The 3,083-nt window shown below is 45.2% G+C and carries 4 protein-coding genes and 1 pseudogene; all 5 read left to right on the forward strand.

The window, feature by feature from the left end:
- Window positions 1–659 (forward strand): annotated as a pseudogene (locus ACEW8S_RS20410) (cation acetate symporter); the annotation flags it as partial.
- An 80-nt stretch (window positions 660–739) separates the two neighbouring features.
- On the forward strand, window positions 740–922 hold the full coding sequence (locus ACEW8S_RS20415) for a hypothetical protein (RefSeq protein WP_373519953.1): 183 nt from the start codon (window positions 740–742) through the stop codon (window positions 920–922).
- Entirely contained in the window at window positions 910–1,212 is a 303-nt protein-coding gene (locus ACEW8S_RS20420) for a type II toxin-antitoxin system RelE/ParE family toxin (RefSeq protein WP_373519954.1), read from the forward strand. The genes ACEW8S_RS20415 and ACEW8S_RS20420 overlap by 13 nt, the downstream gene beginning before the upstream one ends.
- A gap of 63 nt (window positions 1,213–1,275) precedes the next feature.
- Window positions 1,276–1,503, forward strand: a complete 228-nt coding sequence (locus ACEW8S_RS20425) for a UPF0175 family protein (protein WP_373519955.1) — start codon at window positions 1,276–1,278, stop codon at window positions 1,501–1,503.
- A gap of 180 nt (window positions 1,504–1,683) precedes the next feature.
- A partial coding sequence (locus ACEW8S_RS20430) for an acetate--CoA ligase (protein WP_373519956.1) occupies window positions 1,684–3,083 on the forward strand: 1,400 nt, incomplete at its 3' end.

Below are 3,083 nucleotides of genomic sequence, written 5' to 3' on the forward strand. Positions count from 1 at the left end.
TGGCGGACAGCCAGGCCAATGAACTTACAATAGACAATGACATCATGGTGTTGGCCAACCCCGAGATAGCCCAACTACCGGCTTGGGTAATCGGTTTGGTGGCGGCAGGTGGACTCGCTGCGGCCCTCTCCACCGCGGCCGGGTTGCTCTTGGTAATCTCCTCCTCCGTATCGCACGATTTGATCAAAAAAACCTTTCGCCCCGATATTTCGGAAAAGGGCGAACTTTGGGCGGCACGTATTTCGGCCTCCGTAGCGGTGGTAATTGCAGGATATTTCGGTATCAATCCCCCCGGATTTGTAGCGGCCGTCGTCGCCTTGGCCTTCGGTCTGGCCGCGGCCTCGTTTTTCCCCGCTATCGTTTTGGGCATTTTCTATAAAAGAATGAACAAGGAGGGAGCCATTGCCGGAATGATCGTCGGTATCGTTTCCATGCTGCTGTATATGTTGAAGTTTAAATTCGACATGTTCGGTGGAGGTACCCCCGATGAATGGTGGTTCGGCATCTCTCCCGAAGGCTTCGGAACGGTAGCCATGCTCCTTAATTTCGCGGTTTCCATTATGGTCATGCAATTTACTCCTGATCCACCGCAAGATGTACAGGAAATCGTCGAGGATATCCGTATTCCGAGTGGGGCCGGTGAGGCTACGGGGCATTAAACGAATGATAATTTCGCTGACCGTTTACAATACGGAAGTATGACAAAAAATTGTATCTTAGGGATGTATAAAACTAATGTATGCTTACGAAAACAAGATTAAAAGAACATATTGAAGATTTTCCCGAAGAGTTCTCGTTGGATGAACTCATAGAGCATCTAATTTTCGTCGAAAAAATAGAACTTGGCATTCAACAATCCAAAAAAGGGGAAACCATCTCCGAATCCGAGCTCGAAAAGGAAATCGGAAAATGGTTCAAATAAAATGGACGCTCAATGCCCGGGACGACCTCAACAATATTGCCGAATACATTTCGAAAGATTCGGTGAAATATGCTAAACTTCAAATTATTCGAATTAAGCAAAGAACGCAGGTCTTAAAATCACAAATGCATATCGGGAAACCCGTACCTGAGCATAGAACCGATGCTATCCGGGAAGTATTGGAAGGCCGTTACCGTATCATCTATAAAATTGTTTCTGAAAAACAAATTGATATTCTCACGATCCATCATTCGGCAAGAGATTTAAGAAAACGTAACATTATAAAATAGTTCGATATTGTATTTTTGATAAGAACGAATTTAAAATACAACGTGGTTCTTTAATAGAAAATCATGAAAATCCTAAAAATAAACATCCCGGATAATTTGGATTTGAAAGATTACGAGCTTTCAATGATACTTGCGTCAAAATTATATGAAGAACGAATACTTTCCTTGGGTCAAGCTGCAAAGGTTGCAGGACTTACAAAGCCAACGTTTATGGAACTTTTGGGAAAATACGGAGTTTCGATTTTCAGTGATTCTGTTTCTGAATTACTTGCTGATATCACCAACGCCTAGAATTGTAATCTCTGATTCGCACAGATTTATTCTTTTATTGAAAAATAAATCAATCGGAAATATTGCAAAAATTATCGCGGAAATTGATAATTCTACCAAAACATCAGTATCAAAACTTCAAAATTTTGCTGCAAGGTCCCATTAACTATTAACTCAATAATCTTTTAACTTTTTTCCACAATGAGCAACTACCACATTAAACACCTAGAAGAATATTTTCAAGTCTACCGGAAATCCGTCATAAACCCCGAAAGTTTTTGGGAAGAAATCGCGGAAGAACATTTCGTATGGCGCAAAAAATGGGACAATGTGCTGGATTGGGATTTTTCTAAACCCGAAATCAAATGGTTCGAGGGGGCGAAACTCAATATTACGGAGAACTGCATCGACCGCCACCTGACCACCCGTGGCGATAAGACTGCCCTACTTTTTGAACCCAACGATCCGAATGAAGCCGCAGAACATATTACCTATCGACAATTGCACGCGCGGGTCTGCCGTATGGCGAACGTTCTTAAAGATCACGGTATCCAAAAAGGGGATCGGGTCTGTATCTATTTGCCCATGATTCCCGAATTGGCCATTTCGGTATTGGCCTGTGCGCGTATCGGGGCCATCCATTCCGTGGTGTTCGCAGGATTCTCCTCTAATGCACTGGCAAGCCGTATCAATGATTCGAACTGTAAAATGGTATTGACTTCGGATGGCTCATACCGGGGCTCAAAGACCATCGATCTCAAAGGAATCGTAGATAGGGCGTTGGGTGACTGCCCCAGTGTCAAAAACGTATTGGTCGTCAAACGCATCGACACCGACATCGAAATGAAGGAGGGAAGGGACAAATGGTTACAGCCTTTGTTAGATGACGCCCATGCCGATTGCGTGGCCGAGATTATGGATGCTGAAGACCCGCTGTTCATCCTCTACACCTCCGGTTCTACCGGAAAACCGAAAGGTATGGTGCACACTACCGGCGGCTACATGGTCTTCACGGCCTACACGTTCAAAAATGTATTTCAGTACCGTGAAAACGATATCTATTGGTGTACCGCGGATATCGGTTGGATTACCGGACATTCCTACATCGTTTACGGGCCTTTGGCCAATGGTGCTACGACCGTTATGTTCGAAGGCGTACCCTCCTATCCCGATTATGGTCGGTTTTGGGATGTCGTTCAAAAGCATAAGATCAATCAATTCTACACGGCTCCTACGGCGATCCGTGCCCTTGCCAAGCAGAGTTTGGAATTTGTCGAAAAACACGATCTCTCGAGCCTGAAGGTTTTGGGTTCCGTAGGTGAACCCATCAACGAAGAGGCATGGCACTGGTACAATACCAATGTCGGTAAGCACAATAGCCCCATCGTCGATACTTGGTGGCAAACGGAAACCGGAGGCATTATGATTACCCCGATTCCCTATGTAACCCCGACCACGCCCACCTATGCCACCCTACCCTTTATCGGCATTCAACCCGCACTAATGGACGAGGAAGGCAATGAACTCAAGGGCAACAAGGTAGATGGCCGCCTTTGCATCAAATTTCCTTGGCCGGGAATGGCCCGTACCATTTGGGGCAA

This window comes from Pricia sp. (assembly GCF_041745955.1).
In the GTDB taxonomy this organism is placed as follows: Bacteria; Bacteroidota; Bacteroidia; order Flavobacteriales; family Flavobacteriaceae; genus Pricia.

Excerpts from the sequence above, each read along its gene's own strand:
- ACEW8S_RS20425 (WP_373519955.1), top strand. The coding sequence starts at position 1,276 with ATGAAAATCCTAAAAATAAACATCCCGGATAATTTGGATTTGAAAGAT.
- ACEW8S_RS20420 (WP_373519954.1), top strand. The coding sequence starts at position 910 with ATGGTTCAAATAAAATGGACGCTCAATGCCCGGGACGACCTCAACAAT.
- ACEW8S_RS20415 (WP_373519953.1), top strand. The coding sequence starts at position 740 with ATGCTTACGAAAACAAGATTAAAAGAACATATTGAAGATTTTCCCGAA.